This is a genomic window from Marinobacterium nitratireducens (genome assembly GCF_014645375.1).
Taxonomy (GTDB): domain Bacteria; phylum Pseudomonadota; class Gammaproteobacteria; order Pseudomonadales; family Balneatricaceae; genus Marinobacterium_A; species Marinobacterium_A nitratireducens.
The window spans coordinates 244,664-268,606 of sequence record NZ_BMLT01000001.1 but is presented as its reverse complement, the minus strand read 5'-3'; the positions used below and the strand labels follow the sequence as shown (position 1 = coordinate 268,606).

Here is a 23,943-nt window from a genome sequence, read left to right as displayed (position 1 = left end):
ATTCCCTGCGCGGGAAACTCGTTCAGTCTGTAAAAGCGTAATCAGGCATCCATCGCCGCACGCATGCCGGCGATAATCTCGGAGACCTGTTCGGGGATCGCATCGGGCGTACGGGTCAGCTCGGCAATGCGGTTGACCAGCACACTGCCGACGATAACGCCGTCGGCAACCTCGGACACCGCCCGGGCAGACGCTTCGTCGCGAATGCCAAAGCCTACACCTACCGGCAGATCGGTATACTTGCGGACCTGCGCGAGCTTCTCCTCCACCGACTTGACGTCCAGCGTCGCAGAGCCGGTAACGCCCTTGAGTGAAACATAGTAGACGTAGCCGCTGCCTTTTTCGCATACCGAGCGTATCCGCGACTCCCCGGTGGTCGGCGCCAGCAGGAAGATGGTGTCGAGCCCTTCCTTGCGGAACAGCTCGACGACCTCGTCCGCCTCTTCCGGCGGCAGATCCACCGTCAGCACGCCGTCGACGCCGGCCTCACGGGCACGGGAGGCGAAGTTGGCGTAACCAATGGCCTCCACCGGATTCAGGTAGCCCATCAGCACCACCGGGGTCTCGCTGTCCTGCTCACGGAACTGGCGCACCATGTCGAGGATATCGAGCAGGCGCGTGCCGTGGGCAAGCGCGCGCTCGCAGGCCAGCTGGATCACCGGACCGTCGGCCATGGGGTCGGAAAACGGCACGCCGAGTTCGATAATGTCGGCGCCGGCGGCAACCAGCGCATGCATCAGCGGCACCGTAACCGCAGGCTCCGGGTCGCCGCCGGTCACGTAGGGGATCAGTGCCTTGCGCCCGCTCTGCTCGAGACGGGCGAAACAGTTTTCAATACGACTCATGTGCAATCTGTTCTCCAGCAGCTCAGAACTCGATGCCATCGATGCTGGCAACGGTGTGGATATCCTTGTCGCCACGGCCCGAGAGGTTGACGACGATGACGTCGTCCTTGTCCATCTCGCGGGCCATCTTCAGCGCGTGCGCCACCGCGTGGCTCGACTCCAGCGCCGGCATGATGCCCTCGACGCGGGTCAGGGTGCGGAAGGCATCGAGCGCTTCCTCGTCCGTCGCGGCGACGTACTCGGCCCGGCCGCAGTCCTTGAGCCAGGAGTGCTCCGGCCCTACGCCCGGGTAATCGAGCCCAGCCGATACCGAATGGGTACCGATGATCTGGCCCGCATCGTCCTCCATCAGGTAGGTGCGGTTGCCGTGCAGCACGCCGGGGCGCCCGGCCGACAGCGGCGCCGCGTGCTGACCGGTCTCGAGACCGTAGCCGCCGGCCTCGACGCCGACCATGCGCACGCCCTCGTCAGCGATGAACGGATGGAACAGGCCGATAGCGTTGGAGCCGCCGCCGACACAGGCGACCAGCGCATCCGGCAGACGCCCGACCTGGTCGAGGCACTGCTGCCGCGCTTCGCGGCCGATGATGGCCTGAAAATCGCGCACCAGTTTCGGATACGGATGGGGACCTGCGGCGGTGCCGATGATGTAGTAGGTGCTGTCGACGTTGGTCACCCAGTCGCGCATCGCCTCGTTCATGGCATCCTTCAGGGTACGGGTGCCGGACTCGACGGCGATGACCTCGGCACCGAGCAGTTTCATGCGGTAGACGTTGAGCGCCTGACGCCGCACGTCTTCGACGCCCATGTACACCTGGCACTCGAGCCCGAGGCGCGCGGCGACGGTTGCCGACGCCACGCCGTGCTGGCCGGCGCCGGTCTCCGCGATCACGCGGGGCTTGCCCATTCTCTTGGCCAGCAGCGCCTGACCGATGGTGTTGTTCACCTTGTGGGCGCCGGTGTGATTGAGGTCTTCACGCTTGAGATAGATCCGCGCACCGCCGTTCTCGCGCGACAGTCGCTCGGCGAAATAGAGCGGCGACGGGCGCCCCACGTAGTGCGCCAGATCGGCGTCGAACTCGGCCTGAAAGACCGGATCCCGACGCATTTCCTCGTAGGTGCGATCCAGATCCTGGAGCGCGGAAATCAGGGTCTCGGAGACGAAGCACCCACCGTAGGGTCCGAAATGTCCGCGATCATCCGGCAACTGCATCAGCGCAGCCAGTTCAGCTTTTGTCGGCACGTGCCACCTCTTCGATAAACTGCTTCAATTTGTTGTGATCCTTGACGCCCTTGGCGCGTTCCACGCCGCCACTGACGTCTACGGCAAAGGGCCGCACCTGGCGCACCCCGTCGGCGATATTGTCCGGCGTAAGGCCGCCGGCCAGCACGATGCGCGGGGCCAGATCGACGGGAATGCGCGACCAGTCGAACGACTCGCCGGTACCGCCGGGAACTCCGGGCCGGTAGGCATCCAGCAGGATGCCGCGGGCGGAGGGATATTCCGCGACTGCAGCGGCGAGGTCAAGGCCTGATTTCATCCGTAACGCCTTGATATAGGGGCGGTTGTACGACCGGCACCCGGATTCCGGTTCATCGCCGTGAAACTGCAGCAGGTCGACGCCCGTGGTCGCCAGCACCGACTCGATACGCGCCGCCGGCGCATCGACGAACAGCGCCGTTGTGGTCACGAACGGCGGCAGAGCCGCGATGATGCGGGCCGCGACCTCGGGCTCGACATAACGCGGGCTGGGCTCGTAGAACACGAAACCCAGCGCATGGGCGCCATACTCGACCGCCGCCAGGGCGTCTTCGAGCGTCGTAATACCGCAGATCTTGATTCGTGTCACAGCTAACCGGGCCCCGAAATCGCTTGATGGTACCAGATCGGCGCCGCGAAAGTCATTCCGCACGGTCGAGGAAGAAAGGCCCCAGGGACGATGCCGGCAACCCGAATTCGGCGGGATAGTCGACATCGACGAAATAAAGCCCCCAGGGCGGCGCGGTGATGCCGCCCTGACGCCGGTCCCTGGCGTGCAGCACTTCCTCAGCCCAGCCGGGCTCCGCCTCCCCTGCGCCGATTTTCATCAGTACGCCGGCGATATTCCGTACCATGTGGTGCAAAAAGGCGTTGGCGCGAACGTCGATGACGATCAGCTCGCCGCTGCGGTACACCTCGAGCGCCCGCACCTCGCGGATCGGGCTTTTGGCCTGACAGCCGACCGCCCGGTAGGAGGTGAAGTCGTGCTCCCCGACCAGATGGACCGCGCCGGCATTCATGCGCCCGACGTCGAGTGCCTTGTAGGTCCAGGTAATGCCCCGCGCCAGCAACGCCGGTTTCACCGGCGCACTGTAGATCAGGTAGCGGTAACGGCGCTCGCGGGCGGAAAAGCGGGCGTGAAAGCGCTCGTCGACCTGGCGCGCCCAGCGTACCGCGATATCGTCCGGCAGGTGGCTGTTGGTACCCAGCACCCAGGCCCGCTCGTCGCGCCGCGCCCGGCTATCGAAATGGATGATCTGATAGGTGCCGTTGACGCCGGCGTCGGTACGTCCGGCGCAGACGACGCTGACAGGCTCGTTGGCAATACGGCTCAGGGCCCGCTCCAGGGTTGCCTGCACGCTGGTCACATTGCCGGTTTTCTGCGCCTGCCAGCCATGATAGGCCGCCCCGGCATATTCGACGCACAGGGCATAACGGACGGGGGCGATCGAAATCGCCCCCGTGGTGGTTTCTGTATCGGACTTCATTGAATGCTCTGGGAAAAGAGCCGACTCCCGGTCAGCTCAGGGACTCCATCAGTTTGCGCGCTTCCTGCTGCTGCTTGTCGCTGCCCTCGCTGAGGATCTCGGACAGAATATCCTTGGCGCCGTCGCGGTCTTCCATGTCGATATAGGCGCGGGCGAGATCGAGCTTGGTTTCGACCTCGTCGGTGCCGTCGAGGAATTCGAGCCCTTCCATGCCCAGATCCTCGTCGTCGGCACCGGACTCGTCGAGCGCGATTTCGTCGTCGACCGAACCGAGCAGGGCCTCGAGCTCCGAGTCCAGATCCGAATCGTCGTCCTCGAGGTCATGGGCGATATTGGTGGTCAGCTCTTCCTCGACTTCGCTCAGCTCGTCGCCGGAGTCGCCGGGAAAGCCCTTCTCCAGCGCCGCCAGCATTTCGTCGAGATCCTCGTCGTCGCCGGAGGCGTCGTCCTCGAGCGTCAGGGCATCCTCGTCCTGACCGGCTTCGTGGCTCGACAGCAACTCTTCGAGGTCCGGGTGCAGGCTGAGACCATCGTCATCGGCAGTCTCTGCCGCAACCGACTCCTGCGCAGCCTCCTGCTCCGCAGTCGCCTCGGGCTCATCCTCCAGCGTCAGCTCGGCACCGGCCTGCGCCAGGATGGCGTCGATATCGTCCTCGCTGACTTCGGTCTCGGCTTCCGGCTCGACCGCCCGGGCAGGGCTCTCGCCGGCGCTTTCGAAATCCTCGTCGAACTCGAAGGCCGGGCTCTCGGGCGCCTCGGCGAGGGTCTCGTCCTGCTGCGGCGCCGCAGACTCGGTGTCGTCGAATTCGAAGGCCGGTTCCGCCGGACTTTCATCGACCTCGGAGGTCTCGTCCTGAGCGGCCGGCTCGTCCGGCGCCGTTTCCTGCGAGCTGACCGCGCCACCGCCAAGCAGGTCTTCGTCGTCATCGGCAACGACAGGCTGCACCATCGACAGGCGGTACTCCTCGGCTTCCTCGTCGGAACGGTCGAGCGCATCGACCTGACCCTTGCCGGAAAAATCGATCGCCTCTTCTTCCGGCTGCTTCGGCACGTCGCTGGCCGCGATCACAGAATCCAGCCCCAGACTTTCGAGGGTGTCCTCCGGCTCGTCATCGGCATCCGCCAGCGACTCGAGCTGCCCCATGCCGGAGCGAAGGTCCGCCCGCTCCGCTTCCTCCTCGTCGCCCATGGCGTCACCGAGGATCTCGTCCAGGGTGTCGTCGACTTCGTCCTCGGCGTCCGCGTTCGGCATCGGCTCGTCGTCGCCTTCCAGTTCGGTATCGAAGCTGAGATCGAACTCCTCGTCATCGACCTCGGCGATATCGCTCACCCGGTCATCCGGCAGGGATTCTTCCTCGAAAGCACCGTCGAGGCTGAGGTCGAACTCGTCATCGGTCGCCTGCTTCTCCGCGGCCGCCGCCTCGTCGAGCGGCAGGTCCAGATCGAGGTCCATATCGAGGTCGAGTTCGTCGGCCTGCGCCGGCTGCCCGCTCTGCGCGGTAACGGCTTTTTCGCCCGCTGCCTCTTCGGCCGGCTGCTCGTCGGACAGCGCCTCGGCGGCAACGGCGCCCGCGGCAACCGCTGCGGCGCCGGTGGCGATTCCGGCCGCCGGCGCCGGCGCCTCAGCGGTTTCGACGTTGTAGGGCCTGGCTTCGCTGTCCTTGCGACGCCGCAGCAGTCCCAGCAGGGCCACCAGCAGCGCGCCGATCACGGCACCGATGCCGGCCATGTAGGCAGGATTGCCGGTCAGGGTATCGACAAGACCGGACGGCGGCTGATTTGGCGGCGCCGGCGCGGCGGCCGGCTGTTGCGGTGTTTCCTGCACCTGTTGCAGCTGCGTCTGCAGCGCCGCCATCTGCTGGTCCTTGAGTTCCAGCAAACGCTGCAGCGTCTCCAGCTGCTGGGTGATGGCGGTGAGTTTTTCGTTCAGCTCGGCGTTTTCCCGCTCCACGCGGTCAACGGTTTCCTGGGTAACGGCAAGCTGGTTTTCCAGTGCCTCGTTGCGCTCGAGCAACGCCTTGGCTTCAGGCGTCGAGGCGGCGACGGAAGGTGCGGCCTGTTCTGCCCCGGCCGTCTCCTCAGCCACCTCTTCGCTGCCGGTATCCTCGGGGGTGAGGATCTTCAGCTGAGGCTGCGACGCGGGGGTCGCTTCGGCCTGGGAGTCAGACGGGGCTACCGGCTTTTTTTTTGAGCCGTCCGTCTGGGGTGTGCTGGGCGCCGCGGCGCTGCGGTTGCCGGTTTTCCACGCCTGCATCTGGCGCGAGACTTCGCGGTTGGCGTCCGCCGGGCTCAGCGCCCGAACTTCTTCCAGCGTCGGCAGATCCAGCACCATCCCGGCCTTCAGGAAGTTGATATTGCCGTTGGGGAAGGCCTGGGGGTTCTTGCGCTGAAGCGCCAGCATCATCTGGTTCAGCGTGGTGCCGCCGCCCGGGGAATGACGTCGCGCCAGCGCGCCCAGCGTATCCTGGGTTTCGACGAAGACCTGGTTGGAAGCGGCACGGGTGCGGATGTTATCGACCGGCGCGCTCGAACGGCTCGGCGCGGGCGCGACCGTCCTCACCGGAGTCGGGGCCGGGCGGGTCGGAGCCACGCTCACCGGCGCCTGCACAGGCGCAGCAGCGCCGGCAACCGGGGCCGCCTCGAAGACAGGCGGGTCGAGCAGCACCGTGTATTCGCGCACCAGTCGACCGCTGGGCCAGTTGACCTCGACCAGCAGGTTGAGGAAGGGTTCGCGCACCGGCTGCGACGAGGTCATGTGAATGACACCGGTGCCATTGGGCCTGACGTCGACCGAGAACTGGACGCTGGAAACCAGGCGCGAACGGTCGATACCGGCGATGGCAAACTGATCCATATCCGCCATCTGCGGCTGAATCTGCTGTGCATCCAGGTCACGTACCCGCAGCAGCTGTATCTCCGCGTCGAGCGGCTCGTTGAGTGCCGATTTGATTCGGATCTGACCCAACCCCAGCGCACTGGCCTGGGTGGCGCTCAGAACTCCCGCTACAGCTAGACTTACAGCAAGTTTGCGAAACATTTGCCTGTTCCTTTCAGTCCACTTCCGAGATACGTCCGTAAATCAGGAAGTTGCGATTCCGAATACCGGACAAAGTATTGATGATAAACACGGAGACGGTCAAGGCTGGCGCCAAGATTGCAAATCCCGGCAACACAGCCACATGACCGCCAGGCGCGCCCGCGACCTGTGCATTTAGAAAGGTTCGCGTATCAGCAGCTCCGCGATCTGCACCGCATTCAGCGCCGCGCCCTTGCGAACATTATCCGACACCACCCAGAGATTGATGCCGTTTTCGGCCGTGATATCCTCGCGAATACGGCTGACAAAGACCGCATCCTTGCCGGCAGCTTCCGTGACCGGCGTGGCCCAGCCGCCGTCCTGCGCTTCGTCCAGCACTTCTATGCCCGGCGCCTGCTGCAGCAGCTCGCGGACCTCCAGCGCACTGATCGGGTCGCGGGTTTCCAGGTGCACCGCCTCGCTGTGACCGAAGAATACCGGCACCCTGACGCAGGTCGGCGTGACGGCGATTTCGTCATCCTCGAGAATCTTGCGCGTTTCCCAGACCATTTTCAGCTCTTCGCCGCTGTAGCCACTGTCGTCCAGGCTGTCGATCTGCGGCAGCACGTTGAACGCCATCTGCTTGGCGAAGTGCTGGTTGTCGACATCGCGGGCGTTGAGCAGCAGCGCGGTCTGGCGCGCCAGCTCCTCGACCGCCTGACGGCCGGCACCGGATACCGCCTGATAGGTAGCGACGTTGATGCGCCGGATACCGGCATAGCGGTATATCGGCGCCAGCGCGACCAGCATCTGGATGGTGGAGCAGTTGGGGTTGGCGATAATGCCGCAGTGCTCGCGCACCCGCTCGGGGTTGACCTCCGGCACCACCAGCGGCACCTCCGGCTCGTTGCGAAAGCACGAACTGTTGTCGATGACCACGCAGCCGGCATCGACCGCACGCGGCGCATACTCGGCCGCCACCGCGCTACCGGCGGAAAACAGCGCGATCTGCACCTGACTGAAATCGAAATCGGCCAGGTCGCCGACCTTGATCGAGCGCCCCTTGAAGTACACCGGCTTGCCGGCGGATTCATTGCTGGCCAGTACGAACAGCTCGCCGACCGGAAAGTCGCGCGATTCCAGCAGTTCGACAATGGCTTCGCCGACGAGGCCGGTGGCGCCGACTACGGCGACGTTGTAGGTCTGTGTCATCTTATCTCCAAACGCAGACCAGCCCGAACGCGGTCGGGCTGGCAGGGAGACGGACGGCCCGGTGATGAAATCAGGCACGCCCGCCGTATTGGTGCTGTCGCGGACCGGTCAGCCCGCCATCAGGATTCGCAGCATGCGGCGCAGCGGTTCTGCGGCGCCCCAGAGCAGCTGATCGCCGACACTGAAGGCATTGAGGTACTGCGGCCCCATATTCATCTTGCGCAGACGCCCGACCGGCACCGACAGCGTGCCGGTAACCTTGGCCGGGGTCAGTTCCTGCATGGTGAGGTCGCGATCGTTCGGGATCACCTTGACCCAGTCGTTGGCCTCGGCCAGCATGCCCTCGATCTCGTCGACCGGGATGTCCTGCTTCAGCTTGATGGTGAAGGCCTGACTGTGGCAGCGCATCGCGCCGATACGCACGCAGGTGCCGTCGATCGGTACCGGGCTTGCGGACAGACCGAGGATCTTGTTGGTTTCGGCAAAGCCCTTCCACTCCTCGCGGCTCTGACCGTTCTCCAGTGCGCTGTCGATCCAGGGGATCAGGCTGCCGGCCAGCGGTACGCCGAAGTTGTCGGTCGGCATCTGACCGCTGCGGATGGTTTCGGCAACGATGCGATCCACCTCGAGGATGGCGCTGGAGGCGTCCAGCTTGTCGGCGACCGAGCCATGGATGATGCCCATCTGGCTGATCAGTTCGCGCATGTGGCGCGCGCCGCCGCCGGATGCCGCCTGGTAGGTCATGGAGGTGAGCCATTCGATCTGGCCGGCCTTGAACAGGCCGCCAAGCCCCATCAGCATCAGCGACACGGTGCAGTTGCCGCCGACGAAGTTCTTCACGCCACGCGACAGGCCATCCTTGATCACGTCCAGGTTGACCGGATCCAGGATAATCAGGCTGTCGTCGTCCATACGCAGCGACGAGGCGGCGTCGATCCAGTAACCCTGCCAGCCTGCGGCACGCAGCTGCGGGAAGATCGCCTTGGTGTAGTCGCCGCCCTGGCAGGAGATGATCGCATCCATCTGCTTCAGTTCGTCGATGCTGTTGGCGTCCTTGAGCGCCGGGATCGATTTACCGATATCGGGTCCCGCCTCGCCCACCTGAGAGGTGGTGAAAAAGACCGGTTCTTCAATCAGATCGAAGTCCCGCTCGTCTCGCATACGCTGCATCAGCACGGAACCGACCATGCCTCGCCAACCTACAAAACCTACACGCTTCATTATCTTCCCCATGTTGAAAAGGGGGCCGCCGGAGCCTTCGCCTGTTAACGGCTGAGTACCCGGAATCTGCGACCTCCCTGGTGACACTTGTGGCGCGACCGGCGAACTACCCTCGGGAACCGCCGGCGCGGCAGCGCTGTCGCTGCCGCCGCCATCCTTATTTCAATAACCGTTGAACGACGATGTCGACCGGCAACGGCGTTGCCGGTCGCTGCATATACAAAAGCCGGCTCGCGCGGAACCGGCTGTCGTTACGGCCTTATCGCCCCCGCCACTCAACCGCGGGGGGCCAACGTCAGGCGTTGAGCGCGGCCAGAACCGCGTCTCCCATCTCCGACGTGCTGACGCGGGTCATGCCCGACGACATGATGTCGGCGGTGCGCAGATTCTGATCCAGCACGCTGCTGACAGCGGCCTCGATCCGATCCGCGGCGTCCCCGGCATCGAGAGAGTAACGTAACATCATAGCGGCTGAGAGGATGGTTGCCAACGGGTTGGCGATACCCTGGCCGGCGATATCCGGCGCCGAACCGTGGCACGGCTCGTACATGCCCTTGCCGCTTTCGTCCAGCGAAGCGGACGGCAGCATGCCGATGGAACCAGTGAGCATGGCCGCGGCATCGGACAGGATGTCACCGAACATGTTGCCGGTCACCATGACGTCGAACTGCTTCGGTGCGCGCACCAGCTGCATCGCGGCGTTGTCGACGTACATGTGCGACAGCTCGACGTCCGGGTATTCCTTCGCCAGGTCGTTCATGATCTCGCGCCACAGCACTGTGACTTCCAGCACGTTGGCCTTGTCGACCGAGCACAGACGCTTGTTGCGCGCCCGCGCCGCCTCGAACGCGACCCGGCCGATGCGGCGGATTTCGTTCTCGTCGTAGACGTAGGTGTTGAAGCCTTCGCGGATACCGCCTTCCTTCTCGCGGATGCCGCGCGGCTGGCCGAAATAGATGCCGCCGGTCAGCTCGCGCACGATCAGGATATCCAGGCCCGATACCACTTCGGGCTTCAGGCTGGAGGCGTGCGCCAGCTGCGGATACAGAATCGCCGGGCGCAGGTTGCCGAACAGACCCAGGGACGAACGGATGCCCAGCAGGCCCTTTTCCGGACGGATCGAAAAGTCCGGGATGGTATCCCACTTCGGACCGCCGACCGCACCCAGCAGAATGGCATCGGCGGCCTTGGCCGCCGCCAGGGTTTCATCCGGCAGCGGCTTGCCGGTGGCGTCGATTGCCGCGCCGCCCACCAGCGCTTCGTCGAGCTCCAGACCGAGGCTGTACCGGGTGTTGACCGCTTCCAGCACGCGACGCGCTTCGCGCACGATTTCCGGACCGATGCCGTCGCCCGGCAGAATCAGAACTTGTTTGCTCATTATCAATATCCTATTTGATCGTATCGAACAGCCAGGGCGCGCTGGCACGACGCTTGGTTTCGTAGTCCCGGATGTCGTCGGCATACTGCAGCGTCAGACCGATATCGTCCAGACCGTTCAGCAGGCAGTGCTTGCGGAAGGCGTCGACCTCGAACGCAATCTCGCTGCCGTCCGGCTTGATCACACACTGGCGCTCCAGATCGATCGACAGCTGGTAGCCCTCGCTGGCTTCGGTTTCGGCGAACAGCTGATCGACGACAGCCTCGTCCAGCACGATCGGCAGCAGACCGTTCTTGAAACAGTTGTTGTAGAAGATATCGGCGAAGCTCGGCGCGATAATGGCGCGGATACCGAAATCCTCGAGCGCCCAGGGCGCGTGCTCCCGGCTCGAGCCGCAGCCGAAGTTCTTGCGCGCCAGCAGGATGCTGGTGCCCTGGTAGCGGGCCTTGTTGAGCACGAAATCCGGGTTCAGCGGACGCCCGCTGCAGTCCTGGTCCGGCTGCCCCTCGTCGAGGTAGCGCAGTTCGTCGAACAGGTTGGGACCGAAGCCGCTGCGCTTGATCGACTTGAGAAACTGTTTCGGAATGATCAGGTCGGTATCGACGTTGGCGCGATCCAGCGGCGCGACGATCCCCTGGTGCTGCGTAAATTTGTTCATCATGGGTCTCCTTCGCGATTACTGTTTGACGAATTCGCGCACGTCGACGAAATGGCCGGCAATGGCCGCCGCCGCCGCCATCGCCGGGCTCACCAGGTGGGTGCGCCCGCCAAAGCCCTGACGGCCCTCGAAGTTGCGGTTCGAGGTCGAGGCGCAGTGCTCGCCCTGCCCCAGCTTGTCCGGGTTCATCGCCAGGCACATGGAGCAGCCCGGTTCGCGCCACTCGAGACCGGCGTCGGTGAAGATGCGGTCCAGGCCTTCGGCCTCGGCCTGGGCCTTGACCAGCCCCGAGCCCGGCACCACCAGCGCCTGCTTCAGAGTTGCGGCCACCTTGCGGCCCTTGACCACCGCCGCCGCTTCGCGCAGGTCTTCGATTCGGGAGTTGGTGCAGGAACCGATGAAGACGCGGTCGAGCTGGATATCGGTGATCTTCTGGTTGGCGCCGAGTCCCATGTACTGCAGCGCACGGGTGTAGCCCTCGCGCTTCACCGCATCGGCCTCGTCGGCCGGGTTCGGCACCTCGCCGCTGACGCCGGTGACCATTTCCGGAGACGTGCCCCAGGTGACCTGCGGCTCGATATCGGCTGCGGCAATCTCGACCACGGTGTCGAACTCGGCGTCATCGTCGGAGACCAGATCCTGCCAGGCTTCGACGGCGCGATCCCAGTTCTCGCCGGTCGGCGAATAGGTGCGGCCCCTGACGTAGTCGATGGTGGTCTGGTCGCAGGCCACGAGACCGACGCGCGCGCCCGCCTCGATCGCCATATTGCAGATGGTCATGCGGCCTTCCATCGACAGCGAACGAATCGCCGAGCCGCCGAACTCGATCGCATAGCCGGTGCCGCCCGCGGTACCGATTACGCCGATCACGTGCAGAACGACGTCCTTGGCGGTCACACCGGTGCCGAGCTCACCGTCGACACGCACCAGCATGTTCTTCATCTTCTTGGTGATCAGGCACTGGGTCGCCAGCACGTGCTCGACCTCGGAGGTGCCGATACCGTGCGCCAGCGTCGCGAAGGCGCCATGGGTGGAGGTATGGGAGTCACCGCAGACCACGGTCATGCCCGGCAGCGTGGCGCCCTGCTCCGGCCCGACCACGTGCACGATGCCCTGGCGATGGTCGTTCATCTTGAATTCGGTAATGCCGAAGGATTCGCAGTTCTCGTCCAGGGTTTTCACCTGAATGCGCGAAACCGGATCCTGAATGCCGTCTACGCCCGTGGAACGGTCGGTGGTCGGTACATTGTGGTCCGGCGTCGCCAGGTTGGCGTCGATGCGCCACGGCCTGCGTCCGGCCAGACGCAGACCTTCGAACGCCTGCGGCGAGGTTACCTCGTGCAGCAGCTGGCGATCGATGTAAATGAGGGCACTGCCATCCTCGTTCTGGCGTACCAGATGGTCCTGCCAGAGCTTGTCGTAAAGCGTTTTACCGGCCATCGTCTGTTCCTCTCAGGCATTGCTCGTGTCTTTTGCGGGTCCGTTCCCCGCTATCGTTTGACGCATCCTAAGGGACCGCATTGCAGAAAACAAACTCATATTTTTTCTAGCTTTTATTCCTGAGTGGAATAGCTGGGCGTCAAGACCGTACCTTGTGTACTTTTTAGCTTTTCATAGGATCGATCCCACGATTGAGGCCATCGCCAGATCCGCAGCCGTAAAAGGCGAAAAGCTGATCGGCTGGAGCGCCCATTACCTGACAGGCATCGCGTACGCGGCGCTGCTGATCATTATCTGGGGAACCAGCTGGATATCGCGTCCGTCGATCGGACCCGCGCTGATCGTCGGGATTGGCACCGTCGCGGCACCGTTTCTGCTGATGCAACCCGGCATGGGCGCCGGCATCGCCGCATCCCGCACGCCCCGTCCGAATGCCGCCCGCCTCCAGAGCCTGCTCAACCATACCGTCTTCGGGCTGGGGCTCTACCTGACGGCCTGGTCGCTGCGCCTTTTTCACCCGGCGTAAAGTCGCATTTCGATACCCGCCGGCTTATTGCCGTGGATCGCATATATGTAAGTACGCAGGAGCAAATAACGGCCCCGACGCGGTAGGATTCCGGCATCAGACCAATGGATACCAAGTGGGTCCCATATCGGCACAAAGCGGACCTTTGAGCTGGACAGGCAAAAGACAAAATCTGACCCCAGTGCCCCCCTTATGGCCGGACGGCAACGACGATTGCCGTTCGTTGGTCAGGTGTGATGCATCCCCCGATACGACCGGGAAATGGTCTGGCTACGATGCCTTTAATCCGGTCCCCAGTTTTGTGCGCTGTTGTCCATTCGAATCAAAATTCGTCGGATCAAGCCAGGCAAGATAGGCTGGTTTTACCGATTTCCAGTCGTCATCCGTCATCGCGAACCAGGCGGTGTCACGATTTTCTCCCTTCACCACCAGATGATTGCGGAAAACGCCCTCGAAGATGAAGCCGAACCGCTCAGCAGCGCGCTTTGACGGCAAGTTGTGATTGTGGCATTTCCATTCGAAGCGGCGGTAGCCAAGCTCGTCGAAAACATACTGCGCCATCAGGAAAAGCGCCTCTGTCGATATCCTCGAGCGTGCGATTGCAGGACACCAGAGTACGTGGCCAACCTCGGCGACCCCGTTGGCCGCATCGATGCGCATCAGTGCCTGGCGCCCCTCCGCCCGGCCGCTCCGCATGTCGATAACCGCGAAAAACATCGGATCGGCCGATGCTTCCGCTTTTTGCAGCCAGTTGGTGAAGGCCGAATAGTTTGGAGGCGTAGTGTCGGGAAGGTAACGGAACCGGTCATCCGCACCGGGTTCGATCGCGGCGGCAAACAGATCCGCCCCGTGCACCGCTTCGATAAGCGGTTCTAGCCGCGCGTATCTTCCCTGCAGGGTCACCCGCTCAGGTTGCGGGGCACCACGCCAATTTGAAAGATCCATAGGTGTCTCCTCTGCAATAGTTCTGGCTGAGATCAACGGGTGGGTGTCACAGCGGTATTCAGCCCAAAGACACTCTAGGGAACCCAGCTTTCCGGGAGAGATTCACTCCCGATTCAGCGCTTCCAGCAGTTCAATTTCAAATATCAGATTCGAATGAGGCGGAATCTTGTCACCAAAGCCGCGCTCGCCATAACCCATCTGCGCCGGCACCAGCAGTTTGCGTTTGCCACCCACCTTCATGCCGATAAGGCCTTCGACCCAGGCCGCGATAACTTTCTTGCGACTTAGCACCGTCTGAAACGGCTGACCTTTTTCGTACGAAGAATCAAACTCAGTTCCATCTTCCAGACAACCGCGATAGTGAGCCGTGATTAAGGCGCCGCCCTTCTTCACTTCCGTCCCTGTGCCTTCAGTCAGATCTTCAACGACCAGCCTTTCAAAATCAGTCATGGTTTTCCTGCAAGCTTTCAATAGTGTTCACATCGCGGCATTCAATCACGCCTGTTCAGGGAACCTATGGACAAGTCCCAGTTGTCCTCTGCGGGGCTTGCAGCGCGAACCGGACTCTTTGTTGCCGCTTTTCGACAGGCCACCAGCATGCCTTCAAAACGGCGCCTCGATTCCGGCCCGCGCTGCAAGCCAGAGCCTCATTGGGACTTGTTCGCAGGTTCCCTAGCAATAAGCCGTGACGCTACGCCACAATTCCTGCCGACCTAGAGCTCGGCAGGTTAAGTCGGGAGAAAACTCATTTCAAGCCAGTTAGCTCATAGACTTCCAGCGGTTTCCGCTTACCCTTGACCTGGATGCTGAATACCGGATTCACCGAAATCTGATCTTTGACCCTGTCGTACAGGGCGGCGCTGATGAGAATCTGCCCGGCACCCGTATGTTCCTGGATGCGCTTGGCAATATTGATGTCATCGCCGATGGCTGTGTACTCCATCCGTTCCTGCGTACCGACGAGTCCCAGAACCGCTTCGCCGACATGAAGCCCCACACCAAACGAAAGCCTGAACAGCGGAGAAATTTCCTCGTGCAATTCGGCGATGGTGTCGCGAATCGCCAGCGCCGCGCGGACCGCTCGCATAACATGATCCGGCTGGGACAAGGGCGCATTGAACCAGGCCATGACCGCATCACCGAGGAACTTGTCGATTGTCCCCTCCTCGACCAGTATCGCATTCGCCATGGCGGCAAGATAACGGTTGAGCAGTCCGACCAGGTCTTCAGGATTGAGTTGTTCGCTGATCTGGGTAAAGCCGTGGATATCGGCGAACAGGGCGGTAATCTCCGTTCGCTTGCCTCCCAGCTGCAAACGTTCCGGATCGAGCTGGGCCAGGATTACGGGCGAGACCATGTGCTCCAGCAGTCGGCGCTGAGCCTCGACCTGGCGCTTCTCCGTGACATCATCGACAACGATGGCAACGCCCTCCGTGTCCTGCTGTCCCTTGAGCGTAGAGAGGTTGAACCGAAGGTGCGCGACCCCTCGCGGTGGCACCTCGATACTGGTTTCGAGTCCAATCACCGGTTCGCCGCTATGGCCGACTCTATAAATATGGGGCAGCAGCAGACTGCCGAGCGGCGCTCTGAAATCCGCCACGTTCTGTCCCGCCAGGTCCTCGGCATCAGCATATCCCAGAATACGAAGCGCAGCGGCATTGTTGAGCGTAACGGTGCCTTGAGTATCGGTGGTAATGACGCCACTGACGATGGACGAGAACACGCTATCAAGGAGATTTTTCAGCTGAGTCGCCTCGGCAAGGGAATGGCGCAGCTGGAGCTCCCGCCGTTCCAACTGCTCCGCCATGTGATCGAAAGCACCTCCCAGCTGGGCGAGTTCGCCACGCATCGGCTGCATTCCGGTACGAGCGCCAAAGTTCCCCGATTGCAGTTGCTCGGTCGCGCCAAGCAAAACACTTACCGGTTGCAGAATCGCTTTCTTGCCGAACCACCAGGCGGCCATTACAGCGAACAGGGAAATAGCAGTGACTACGATTAGATTTCGGGTAAAGGTGTAATTGACGGGAGCGAAGGCTGAATCGATGGGAATGCCAACAGCCAGATAGAGCGCAGCTCCACCCTCCGCCTTCGTACTGCCGCTGATCGATTCCACTGCGAACAGGCTCGCGACACCGCTCAGATCCGGAGCTTCGACTATGCCCTTGCCGCCTAGGGCAACCGCCGCCTCGAATAACGGGCTTTTCACGATCGAGGTACCCACTGACCACTGCGACGAGACGGGATAACGCACCAGCAGCACACCGTTACGATCGATAATCGAAAACGATGTACCGGGCGCCAGGCGCAGTCCGGCGGCGAGCTCACCCAGCCACTTCAGATCCAGGGCAGCGAAGACGACCCCCTGTACAGCGCCCTCCGGATCGAAGACCGGATAACCGAAGTGCAGCGATGCCTTGCCCGTGCGCCGGCCGACCGCATAGTCTCCGATGGCGAAGTCCCGGCTTTGCATCGCACTGATGATGTAGGGTCGGTCCGCCAGGTTGACCGGACGTGTTGCCCGCAGAGGGCTGCAGAAGCTATAGCCTTCCTGGTTCGTCACCCCCAGCGTCGTGTAGTAGGGATAACGCTTGAACAGGTCGCCGAACAGCGAACTGCAGGCGTCGGCATCCTGATTGCGCACCCAGGGTAACTGTGCCAATGCAGTCAGCAGCTGCCGGGTTCCCTTGATCAGATGCTCATACTGGCTGGTCGTCAGTTGGATGAGCCGAAGCGCATTGTCCCTGACATTGTCCGCCGCCTGCTGCCGCTGTTCGATGTTGATGATGACGATCAGCAGCAACACCGGCACGACCACCAGCAAAAAGAGCAGAAACAACCGGCCCCGAAGGCTTCTGAAGATCATGGGTGACGCCTCGTCAGCATGGTCAATGAGCTTAACGATCAGTGTAATGGGTCAGGCGGTATTCGGCGGGTCCGGGGCGACAAATTCGGCAACATCGACCGGACAGTGGTCGGTGGCGACTGCCACCATCCGAAGGTTCGCTTACCCTGTGGAGGCGACGCGCCAGAGCTTTCCCGGCACCACGTCGCCACCTCTTCCCAGTGATCCGCAAGTGGATATATAGTGCACCTTGCCTAACTTTTTGTTAGTCTTACTTTACTTATTGCTCGTTGTCTTTTATACGGACAAGCAGAATAATGGGCCGAATGGAAACTGATGGTAAAATGCCGAAAGTCGAGCGACTAAAATGCCGGGAGTTCCCCGGGTGCCCAGTGCCGAGCAATAGTCTGATGTGATTATAAACATCCAAATACACCACGTTAAAAAGCGACACCTGCCATGGGACGCTTACATTTAGCCCTCACGACAAATCAGCTCTACGCCATTTGTCATTGAAAGGTTTATTCTAAAAATAACGAAAATGTTGTTACGGTGGTGACATGAAATACCCTCTTCCCCCGCTGAACCCACTAAGAACCTTCGAAGCCGCAGCGCGGCTCTGCAGCCTGACCAGCGCCGCAGAAGAGCTGAACGTGTCCCAGGTCGCCGTCAGCCGCCAGGTTCGAGTGCTCGAGGACTACCTTGGTGTCGCCCTTTTCCGGCGCCTGCATCGAGGTATCGAGCTGACACGCGAGGGCCGGGAGCTGTACGAGGGAATCACCGAGGCATTCCAGGACATCAGCAATGCGGCCCGCAAGGTGTCGCGGCGGGGCCGACGGGACATACTGTCGATTCAGTCCTATACAACCTTCTCGCAGCGCTGGCTGATCCCCAGACTCGCCAACTTTCATGACACCAACGAATCGATTGAGGTCAGACTTTCCTCATCCGTGGCACCGGTGGACTTTGAGACGCAAAACATCGATGCATCGATCCGCTCCGGCCATGGTGACTGGCCCGACCTGCATGCGGAAAAACTGGTGGACATCGAACTGATCCCGATATGCTCCCCAACGCTCATGGAATCGGCGAAGCTGAACTCGCCACAGGACCTGTCCCGCGTTCGTCTACTGCATTCCATGGCACGCCCCAACGACTGGGCCAACTGGGTTTCGTCAGCCGGCGCCAACATCGATGCCGACGCCGGTATCCGGTTCGACAATTCGGCTCTGGCTTACGAAGCCGCCTCGATGAACATTGGCGTGGCGATCGCCGTCAAGGTCTTCGTCGAACGCCAGATCCAGAACGGCAGTTTCATCGCGCCTTTCGACACCACATGCAAGACCGGTGAAGGCTATTACCTGACCTGGCCGCGAAATATGAGGCCATCCGAGCCCTTGCTCAAATTTCTTTCGTGGATGCGCGAACTGCTGTCGAAGACAGAGTAATATTCAGCCACCTGGCTTGCAATTCACTTACAGAATGAAGCAGCTGCTTACACTTTTTAAATGGCGCTTCAGTCGAACTATTTGCCTTTCAAAAGAAGTCTACTCCTGAGTAAAAGGTCGTATTCGTAACCTTGCCTAATCAAAACATACCCCTGACCTGACAAATCGTCAGTACCACTTCGAACTGTTTTTTGTGACTCTTGAATCAGGGGATCGACCCCAGATTGAATACTCGAAAAATAAAATACGGGAGACCGTCGAAGATGCTACGCAAAGTTACCAAGAGCGCTCGCGCCTACCTTGGCGCAACCACAGTCGCTGCCATGACAATGTTCTGCGGTACCGAAGCAGCCCTTGCCGAAAGTGACTGGCCCACCGGCCCCGTCAACATGATTATGCACACCAAGGCGGGCGGCTCCGCGGATGTATTCATCAGGACACTGGCAAAATCCCTGGAACCCGAGATCGGCCAGCAGGTTGTCGTTATCAATTCCCCGGGCGGCGGTGGTGCAAGCCAGATGACGCGGATTCGCGCCGCCAAACCCGACGGGCTGACGCTGGGTGTGAATACCCTGACCCACTTCACCGCGATGCTGACCAACCTCAAGGGCACTTTCTCGCCCGATGACTTCTCCTGGATTGCCTCGACACAGGAAGATGCCATCCTGCTGTTCGTCAAGTCCGACTCCGATATCAAGAATCTTGACGACCTGGTCGCCAGGGCACGGGAAAACGACGGCCAAGTCAATATCGGCGGCTTTGGCCCAATCGGCTCCATGCAGAGCATTGGCATTTCGATGCTCGAGCATGCTGCAGACGTCAAGTTCAACTGGGTTGCCTTCAACTCCACGCCGGATATCGTCGCGGCGCTCTTGGGTGGTCACGTGGACGTGGGCGTCTCCAACCTTGGATCCGTGAGCTCCTTCTTCGATGCCAACCGCATCGCCGGCCTGGGTGTTCTGGGCGAAGAGCGTCTGACCGGCCTGCCCGACCTGCCTACCTTTGGCGAGCAGGGTTATGAGGTCGACACCAGTTGGCTGCAGGTGCGTGGCATCTTCGGTCCGGCAGGTATCCCGAAGGACGTCCAGCAAAAAATTGCCGACGCCTTCCACAAGGCGATGCGTGCGGAAGATTACCAGACCTATGCGCGCAACGCCGGTGTCGTCGATTCCTGGATGGGGCCCGAGGAATACACGAACTTCGTCCATCGTGTAAGCGGTGTTGCGGAAAATCAGTTGAAAACAGCAGGACTGATCGAGTAAGAGCCGCACTCAGTCCGATTACGACCAACGAACCGAAGGCGGGTCTTCCCTCCTTCGGTCTGCTGCCGGCAGGTTTGATGAGTTTCGGCATAAAACCGCTGCCTTGTTGCACCTTCCATTATCGGTAAATTTCAATCCCGAGATCTTGCCTGCCGTCCCCTCTCCAGACAGATCTCCCCAAGCGCAATTCGGTGAGACCCCATGACCAAAGCATTCGACGGAATTCGTGTCATCGATACGACACATGTACTCGCGGGCCCCTTTGCCAGCTATCAACTGGCCGTGCTGGGTGCGGAAGTCATCAAGGTCGAGTCGCCCAATGACCCCGACCAGGCACGCATGCAAGGCTCGGACCGTGCCCTGAACGATATCGGCATGGGCACGGCTTTCATGGCTCAGGCGTCCAACAAGAAAACGCTGGCGCTCGACCTCAAGACCCCCGAGGGGCGAGAGGCGATGAAACGGCTCATGTCGACAGCGGACGTCTTCGTGGAAAACTACCGGCCCGGCGCTTTCGATGAACTCGGGCTGGGCTATGACGAGATGTCCAGGCTGAACCCGAAGCTGATCTACTGTTCGGTTTCGGCCTTTGGATCGAACGGCCCCCGCCGTGAACAGACCGCCTACGATAACGTGATCCAGGCATTCTCCGGCATGATGGCGATGACGGGACATGGCGACGGCAGGCCCCTGAAATCCGGCGCACCGGTGGTCGACTATGCAACGGGTACGACGGCTGCCTTCGCAATCTCGACGGCCCTGTTCCAGCGGGAGCGCAATGGCGGCAAAGGCCAGTTTATCGATGTTTCGATGCTTGATGTCGCGCTGATACTGTCCAGCTCGCACCTCACCGGATACCTCTGGAACGGCAAGCACCCCGAGCAAAAAGGCAACACCTTCCCGTTCGCGACCATTGGCTGCTACCAGGCGGCCGATGTGCCGCTGATGATCGCTGCGTCGAACCTGCAGCAACAGCGTCGTCTCTGGACAGCGCTCGGTCGCGAAGACATGATCAAGACCGATAACAATCAGCGTCTTGATGCGCATGCAGAAGAAGCAGCGGTTCTGTCAAAGATCATTGGCACGATGACGGCGGATTACTGGGAGGAATTCCTGCAGAAAAGACGCATCCCGGCCGCCCGCATACGCCGCATGGAAGAAACCCTGTCCGACGGCCAGGTCGCCAACCGGCAGGTACTGCACAGGCATGCCACTCCCGACAGCCCCGCCGATGGCCTGACGGTTCCCGTCGCTGCATTCAGCCTGTCCGACAGCCTGGCGGACATCAGCCTGCCGCCACAGCCGGTCGGAGCACAGAGCGCCGAAATTCTGGCGCAACTCGGTTACGGCCGCGACGAGATAGAGGCGATGCGAGCGGCCGGCGCGACCAACTGACTACCACGGAGCAACGCATGACCAACCCGACCCTGGAACTGGCCAGAGCAGCGGCCGCCTGGCAGCACCAAAGTTTAAGCGCGGAAGTAACCTGGGCCGCACGGCGTGCCCTCCTGGACTGGTTCGCCACGACCCTGCCCGGCGCCGTTCTGCCACCGGCGACCCTGCTGTGCGACGCCCTTGGTGCCAGTCGCGGTCAGGGCAACGCCGTCTGCTATGTGGACGGCCAGAGTGCTTCTCCCCGGCATTCGGCGCTGCTGAACGCTACCGCAAGCCATATCGTCGAGTTCGACGATATCTTCAAGGATGGCGGCTATCACCCGGGCAGCCCCACCGTTGCCGCCGCCCTCGCCGTCGCTCAGGACAGGGGGGCCTCGCTCGAAACGCTGCACCGGGCCATCATTGCCGGCTATGAAGTAGGCTGCCGGATCTCGCTGGCCATTCAACCCAGCCACTACCGCTACTGGCATACCACCTCGACCGTCGGCACCCTGGGCGCTGCCGTGGCGACGGCCATGATTCTAGGCTGTGGCGCGGAGCGAATCGCCCATGCCATCGCCCTCGCCAGCAGCTTTGCCGGCGGCCATCAGCAGAATCTCCAGGGCGAAGGCATGGCCAAGGCACTCCATCCCGGCCACGCGGCCGATGCCGGCATCCTCGCCGGCATCGCCGCGGCCCAGGGCGTGACCGCATCTCTTGACAGCCTCGATGCGGACAAGGGGTTTGCCGCGGCGACTAGTATCTCCTCCGGGGACTGGACAGCAGCGCTGGAAGGCATCGGCGACTGGACACCCATTACCCGCATGACGGTCAAGAATCACGGTTGCTGCGGACACATCTTCCCGGCCCTCGATGGCCTGAAGCACATGCAGCAACAGGACGGCTTTGCACCTGACGACATCGACTCGATCCATGTCGAGGGATACGGCGCCACCTATCAGATGTGCAACCGCCCGGATCCCCGATCGGCCCAGGAAGCCCGTTTCAGCATACAGTACTGCCTCGCCGCGCAACTGCTGCTGGGCGGCGTCCGACTGGCTGCCTTCGGGCCAGAAGCACTGGCGCGTCCCGATATCCGCGCCTTGATGCAGAAAGTAACCGTCAGCGAGGATGCCGAACTGGCGTCAGCCTATCCGAAACGACGCATGGCCAGGCTACTCGTTCAGTTGAAGGACGGTCGCCAAATCCGACACTTCCAGCCAACCCGAAAAGGTGATCCGGAAGATCCGCTGTCAGACGAGGAACTGATCGCCAAATACAACGAGCTGGCCGGAACCGTCCTGCCTCTCCGGCAACTGGAGGCCTTGCGGCAAAACGTACTGTACGGAGCCGAGCTGCCCGGCCCGGTCGCACCGGTTGCGGCGTCTACTGTTACCGACGCCTGATTCTCAAGCCCGCCACAAGGCCGTTGACCCGGTGAGATCACACCGGGTCAACGGCTCCTCTCCCCGCCCTTATAAGGGCAATCGCACTCTTATTGGGTTCTTCGCAATTTAGAGCGCAATACCTGGGTGCTGTTGAGCGACGCGAACCACACCGCCACGTTTTTGTATCAAACCGGCGTGTGCTCGCCCAAGGTTCCTGTGTTGGCAAACAACGTGCGGGGCGTTCGTCCGGAGCGCCGCGATTTGGAACGGTGGTGCTTCGCTCGGAGTCAGCGATCAAGCGCGGGATACCTCCCTGCCCGTAAGCCGCGCCGCGCGGCGAATCGGTTTGGCGCGGCGGTGATTCGCGCCGGGGCGGCGCTCCTACGCGTGATACCTCCCAGCCCGATGAAGCAGCGCTCGTCCGGAAACGGTAGCGCCAGTCCGAACTGTCACTCGCGGATATCAGGTAGTGCGCCGGGTTTCAAATCGACGCGCAGCGGCAATGAACCAGTGTATGCCCGGCATCAGAATACAGATCCTTACGATCTGGAAAGAAGTGATGAGTGCAACATCGTAGCCCAGAAACTGGGCTGTCAGTGCCATCTCGGTGACGCCGCCCGGGGCGGCACTGAGAACCATCGTTTCCCAGGGTTGATCAATCAGGTAAGCAAAGGCAATTGCGCTAACACAGGTAAAAAGGACAAAGCCGAGCATCGACAGGCTTAGCGCAAGCGTCAGCTTCCCACCGCGCCAAAAGAGGTCTCTGGTAAAGACGGAACCCAGCCAGCTCCCAAGCACCACCTGAGCGCCCGCCAGGACGATGTACGGATAGGACGTCACGTGCAGGCCACTGCTGGACACGACGGCCGCACTGAGCAAAGCACCAAAGAAGTAGGGGTTCGGCAGCCTGAGGGTTTTAAACAGGAGGCCGCCCGCCAAAGCGGAGATCGCCAGCAGCATTACACCGCCCAGGTCGAACGGGTTGGCCACTCCCGGCCCTCGACCTGAATTGCCAGGCCAGCCGTCGGCTATGTACAGGGCGACAGGGATGAACACCACGACACTGGCGATTCTTATTGTTTGCGACAGGACGACCAGGCCTCTGTTCAGGCCGAACTTCTCAGCGACCACGACCGCCTCGACGGGACTGGTCGGCATGGTGCACAGGAGCGCCGTCGGATAATCGAGATGACTGAATCGCCTGAGCAAGGCCGACACGACGACGGCGTTTATGCCCGTCAGAAGCGTCAATCCAACCATGATGGGGGCCATCTCCATAGCGATCGCCAACGCATCGCTGGTAAAAGCCAGACCGACCGTCGAGGCGATGACCATCTGACCGAAGGGGCGCGTCTTTGCCGTTACCGGCTGTTTTGCCAATCCTGAAATATACAGCAAGGCCGAAAATAACATTGGCCCTATCATGAACGGCAATGGCATCCCTATTTTCAGAAATAGCCACCCTGCAGCAGCTGCCGAAACATAGAGCGCCATTAATTTTATTGGCTTACGCAAATCAATGCCCATTAAAAATAACTCACTGGATCAGACAAAATTTTAAATTCCCAAAAACAGAACACCAGTGCACTGTTAATCTAATCGATAGTGAATAAACCGGAAAAACCCGGAACCGCAAACCG

19 protein-coding genes are annotated in these 23,943 nt (G+C 61.5%); 5 read left to right on the top strand and 14 right to left on the bottom strand.

Features of this window, described 5'->3' with window-relative positions:
- Window positions 1–41: 41 nt before the first annotated feature.
- From trpA to leuC, 10 genes are all read right to left on the bottom strand, one after another.
- Window positions 42–845, bottom strand: a complete 804-nt coding sequence (gene trpA, locus IEX85_RS01175; protein ID WP_188857494.1) for a tryptophan synthase subunit alpha — start codon at window positions 843–845, stop codon at window positions 42–44.
- A gap of 22 nt (window positions 846–867) precedes the next feature.
- Entirely contained in the window at window positions 868–2,058 is a 1,191-nt protein-coding gene (gene trpB, locus IEX85_RS01170) for a tryptophan synthase subunit beta (RefSeq protein WP_188858170.1), read from the bottom strand.
- Window positions 2,059–2,071: 13 nt separating this feature from the next.
- Window positions 2,072–2,695 carry a phosphoribosylanthranilate isomerase gene (locus tag IEX85_RS01165; RefSeq protein WP_229721737.1) on the bottom strand — a complete coding sequence of 208 codons (624 nt, stop codon included), beginning with the start codon at window positions 2,693–2,695 and terminating at the stop codon, window positions 2,072–2,074.
- Window positions 2,696–2,747: 52 nt separating this feature from the next.
- On the bottom strand, window positions 2,748–3,593 hold the full coding sequence (gene truA / locus IEX85_RS01160; protein WP_188857491.1) for a tRNA pseudouridine(38-40) synthase TruA: 846 nt from the start codon (window positions 3,591–3,593) through the stop codon (window positions 2,748–2,750).
- Window positions 3,594–3,624: 31 nt separating this feature from the next.
- Complete coding sequence (locus tag IEX85_RS01155) at window positions 3,625–6,630, bottom strand: FimV/HubP family polar landmark protein (RefSeq protein WP_188857489.1); 3,006 nt, start codon at window positions 6,628–6,630, stop codon at window positions 3,625–3,627.
- 174 nt (window positions 6,631–6,804) lie between these two features.
- The gene (locus IEX85_RS01150) at window positions 6,805–7,821 is read right to left on the bottom strand and encodes an aspartate-semialdehyde dehydrogenase (protein ID WP_188857488.1); all 1,017 of its coding nucleotides are present in this window, start codon (window positions 7,819–7,821) and stop codon (window positions 6,805–6,807) included.
- Window positions 7,822–7,929: 108 nt separating this feature from the next.
- On the bottom strand, window positions 7,930–9,042 hold the full coding sequence (gene asd, locus IEX85_RS01145; protein ID WP_188857482.1) for an aspartate-semialdehyde dehydrogenase: 1,113 nt from the start codon (window positions 9,040–9,042) through the stop codon (window positions 7,930–7,932).
- A 295-nt stretch (window positions 9,043–9,337) separates the two neighbouring features.
- Window positions 9,338–10,420, bottom strand: a complete 1,083-nt coding sequence (gene leuB / locus IEX85_RS01140; protein ID WP_188857481.1) for a 3-isopropylmalate dehydrogenase — start codon at window positions 10,418–10,420, stop codon at window positions 9,338–9,340.
- A gap of 10 nt (window positions 10,421–10,430) precedes the next feature.
- The gene (gene leuD / locus IEX85_RS01135; RefSeq protein WP_188857479.1) at window positions 10,431–11,078 is read right to left on the bottom strand and encodes a 3-isopropylmalate dehydratase small subunit; all 648 of its coding nucleotides are present in this window, start codon (window positions 11,076–11,078) and stop codon (window positions 10,431–10,433) included.
- A gap of 18 nt (window positions 11,079–11,096) precedes the next feature.
- Window positions 11,097–12,518, bottom strand: a complete 1,422-nt coding sequence (gene leuC, locus IEX85_RS01130; RefSeq protein WP_188857477.1) for a 3-isopropylmalate dehydratase large subunit — start codon at window positions 12,516–12,518, stop codon at window positions 11,097–11,099.
- Window positions 12,519–12,672: 154 nt separating this feature from the next.
- Here leuC and IEX85_RS01125 point away from each other — a divergent pair, with 154 nt between their 5' ends.
- Window positions 12,673–13,044: a DUF2938 family protein gene (locus IEX85_RS01125; protein ID WP_229721736.1), complete on the top strand. Its 372-nt coding sequence runs from the start codon at window positions 12,673–12,675 to the stop codon at window positions 13,042–13,044.
- A 270-nt stretch (window positions 13,045–13,314) separates the two neighbouring features.
- On the opposite strand, the gene IEX85_RS01120 is transcribed toward IEX85_RS01125, so the two are convergent.
- From IEX85_RS01120 to IEX85_RS01110, 3 genes are all read right to left on the bottom strand, one after another.
- Complete coding sequence (locus IEX85_RS01120) at window positions 13,315–13,989, bottom strand: GNAT family N-acetyltransferase (RefSeq protein WP_188857476.1); 675 nt, start codon at window positions 13,987–13,989, stop codon at window positions 13,315–13,317.
- 102 nt (window positions 13,990–14,091) lie between these two features.
- Window positions 14,092–14,439, bottom strand: coding sequence for an FKBP-type peptidyl-prolyl cis-trans isomerase (locus IEX85_RS01115; RefSeq protein ID WP_188857474.1), 348 nt, complete (start codon window positions 14,437–14,439; stop codon window positions 14,092–14,094).
- Window positions 14,440–14,734: 295 nt separating this feature from the next.
- Entirely contained in the window at window positions 14,735–16,852 is a 2,118-nt protein-coding gene (locus IEX85_RS01110; RefSeq protein ID WP_188857472.1) for an adenylate/guanylate cyclase domain-containing protein, read from the bottom strand.
- 539 nt (window positions 16,853–17,391) lie between these two features.
- Here IEX85_RS01110 and gcvA point away from each other — a divergent pair.
- The 4 genes from gcvA (at window position 17,392) to IEX85_RS01090 (ending at window position 22,321) form a co-directional block, all read left to right on the top strand.
- Window positions 17,392–18,279 (top strand): transcriptional regulator GcvA, encoded by an 888-nt coding sequence (gene gcvA / locus IEX85_RS01105; protein WP_188857466.1) that lies wholly within the window; start codon window positions 17,392–17,394, stop codon window positions 18,277–18,279.
- 329 nt (window positions 18,280–18,608) lie between these two features.
- Window positions 18,609–19,541, top strand: coding sequence for a tripartite tricarboxylate transporter substrate binding protein (locus tag IEX85_RS01100; protein ID WP_229721735.1), 933 nt, complete (start codon window positions 18,609–18,611; stop codon window positions 19,539–19,541).
- A 201-nt stretch (window positions 19,542–19,742) separates the two neighbouring features.
- On the top strand, window positions 19,743–20,936 hold the full coding sequence (locus tag IEX85_RS01095; protein ID WP_188857465.1) for a CaiB/BaiF CoA transferase family protein: 1,194 nt from the start codon (window positions 19,743–19,745) through the stop codon (window positions 20,934–20,936).
- Window positions 20,937–20,953: 17 nt separating this feature from the next.
- Window positions 20,954–22,321 (top strand): MmgE/PrpD family protein, encoded by a 1,368-nt coding sequence (locus IEX85_RS01090; protein ID WP_188857463.1) that lies wholly within the window; start codon window positions 20,954–20,956, stop codon window positions 22,319–22,321.
- 444 nt (window positions 22,322–22,765) lie between these two features.
- On the opposite strand, the gene IEX85_RS01085 is transcribed toward IEX85_RS01090, so the two are convergent.
- Window positions 22,766–23,830 (bottom strand): AbrB family transcriptional regulator, encoded by a 1,065-nt coding sequence (locus IEX85_RS01085; protein ID WP_229721734.1) that lies wholly within the window; start codon window positions 23,828–23,830, stop codon window positions 22,766–22,768.
- Between the last annotated feature and the right edge of the window lie 113 nt (window positions 23,831–23,943).

What these genes read in the sequence shown, in the direction of transcription:
- leuD (WP_188857479.1), bottom strand. Translation starts at nt 11,078, where the DNA reads ATGAACAAATTTACGCAGCACCAGGGGATCGTCGCGCCGCTGGATCGC.
- trpA (WP_188857494.1), bottom strand. Translation starts at nt 845, where the DNA reads ATGAGTCGTATTGAAAACTGTTTCGCCCGTCTCGAGCAGAGCGGGCGC.
- asd (WP_188857482.1), bottom strand. Translation starts at nt 9,042, where the DNA reads ATGAAGCGTGTAGGTTTTGTAGGTTGGCGAGGCATGGTCGGTTCCGTG.
- IEX85_RS01120 (WP_188857476.1), bottom strand. Translation starts at nt 13,989, where the DNA reads ATGGATCTTTCAAATTGGCGTGGTGCCCCGCAACCTGAGCGGGTGACC.
- IEX85_RS01110 (WP_188857472.1), bottom strand. Translation starts at nt 16,852, where the DNA reads ATGATCTTCAGAAGCCTTCGGGGCCGGTTGTTTCTGCTCTTTTTGCTG.
- IEX85_RS01100 (WP_229721735.1), top strand. Translation starts at nt 18,609, where the DNA reads ATGTTCTGCGGTACCGAAGCAGCCCTTGCCGAAAGTGACTGGCCCACC.
- leuB (WP_188857481.1), bottom strand. Translation starts at nt 10,420, where the DNA reads ATGAGCAAACAAGTTCTGATTCTGCCGGGCGACGGCATCGGTCCGGAA.
- IEX85_RS01150 (WP_188857488.1), bottom strand. Translation starts at nt 7,821, where the DNA reads ATGACACAGACCTACAACGTCGCCGTAGTCGGCGCCACCGGCCTCGTC.
- leuC (WP_188857477.1), bottom strand. Translation starts at nt 12,518, where the DNA reads ATGGCCGGTAAAACGCTTTACGACAAGCTCTGGCAGGACCATCTGGTA.
- IEX85_RS01090 (WP_188857463.1), top strand. Translation starts at nt 20,954, where the DNA reads ATGACCAACCCGACCCTGGAACTGGCCAGAGCAGCGGCCGCCTGGCAG.
- truA (WP_188857491.1), bottom strand. Translation starts at nt 3,593, where the DNA reads ATGAAGTCCGATACAGAAACCACCACGGGGGCGATTTCGATCGCCCCC.
- IEX85_RS01095 (WP_188857465.1), top strand. Translation starts at nt 19,743, where the DNA reads ATGACCAAAGCATTCGACGGAATTCGTGTCATCGATACGACACATGTA.
- trpB (WP_188858170.1), bottom strand. Translation starts at nt 2,058, where the DNA reads ATGCAGTTGCCGGATGATCGCGGACATTTCGGACCCTACGGTGGGTGC.
- gcvA (WP_188857466.1), top strand. Translation starts at nt 17,392, where the DNA reads ATGAAATACCCTCTTCCCCCGCTGAACCCACTAAGAACCTTCGAAGCC.
- IEX85_RS01085 (WP_229721734.1), bottom strand. Translation starts at nt 23,830, where the DNA reads ATGGGCATTGATTTGCGTAAGCCAATAAAATTAATGGCGCTCTATGTT.
- IEX85_RS01115 (WP_188857474.1), bottom strand. Translation starts at nt 14,439, where the DNA reads ATGACTGATTTTGAAAGGCTGGTCGTTGAAGATCTGACTGAAGGCACA.
- IEX85_RS01155 (WP_188857489.1), bottom strand. Translation starts at nt 6,630, where the DNA reads ATGTTTCGCAAACTTGCTGTAAGTCTAGCTGTAGCGGGAGTTCTGAGC.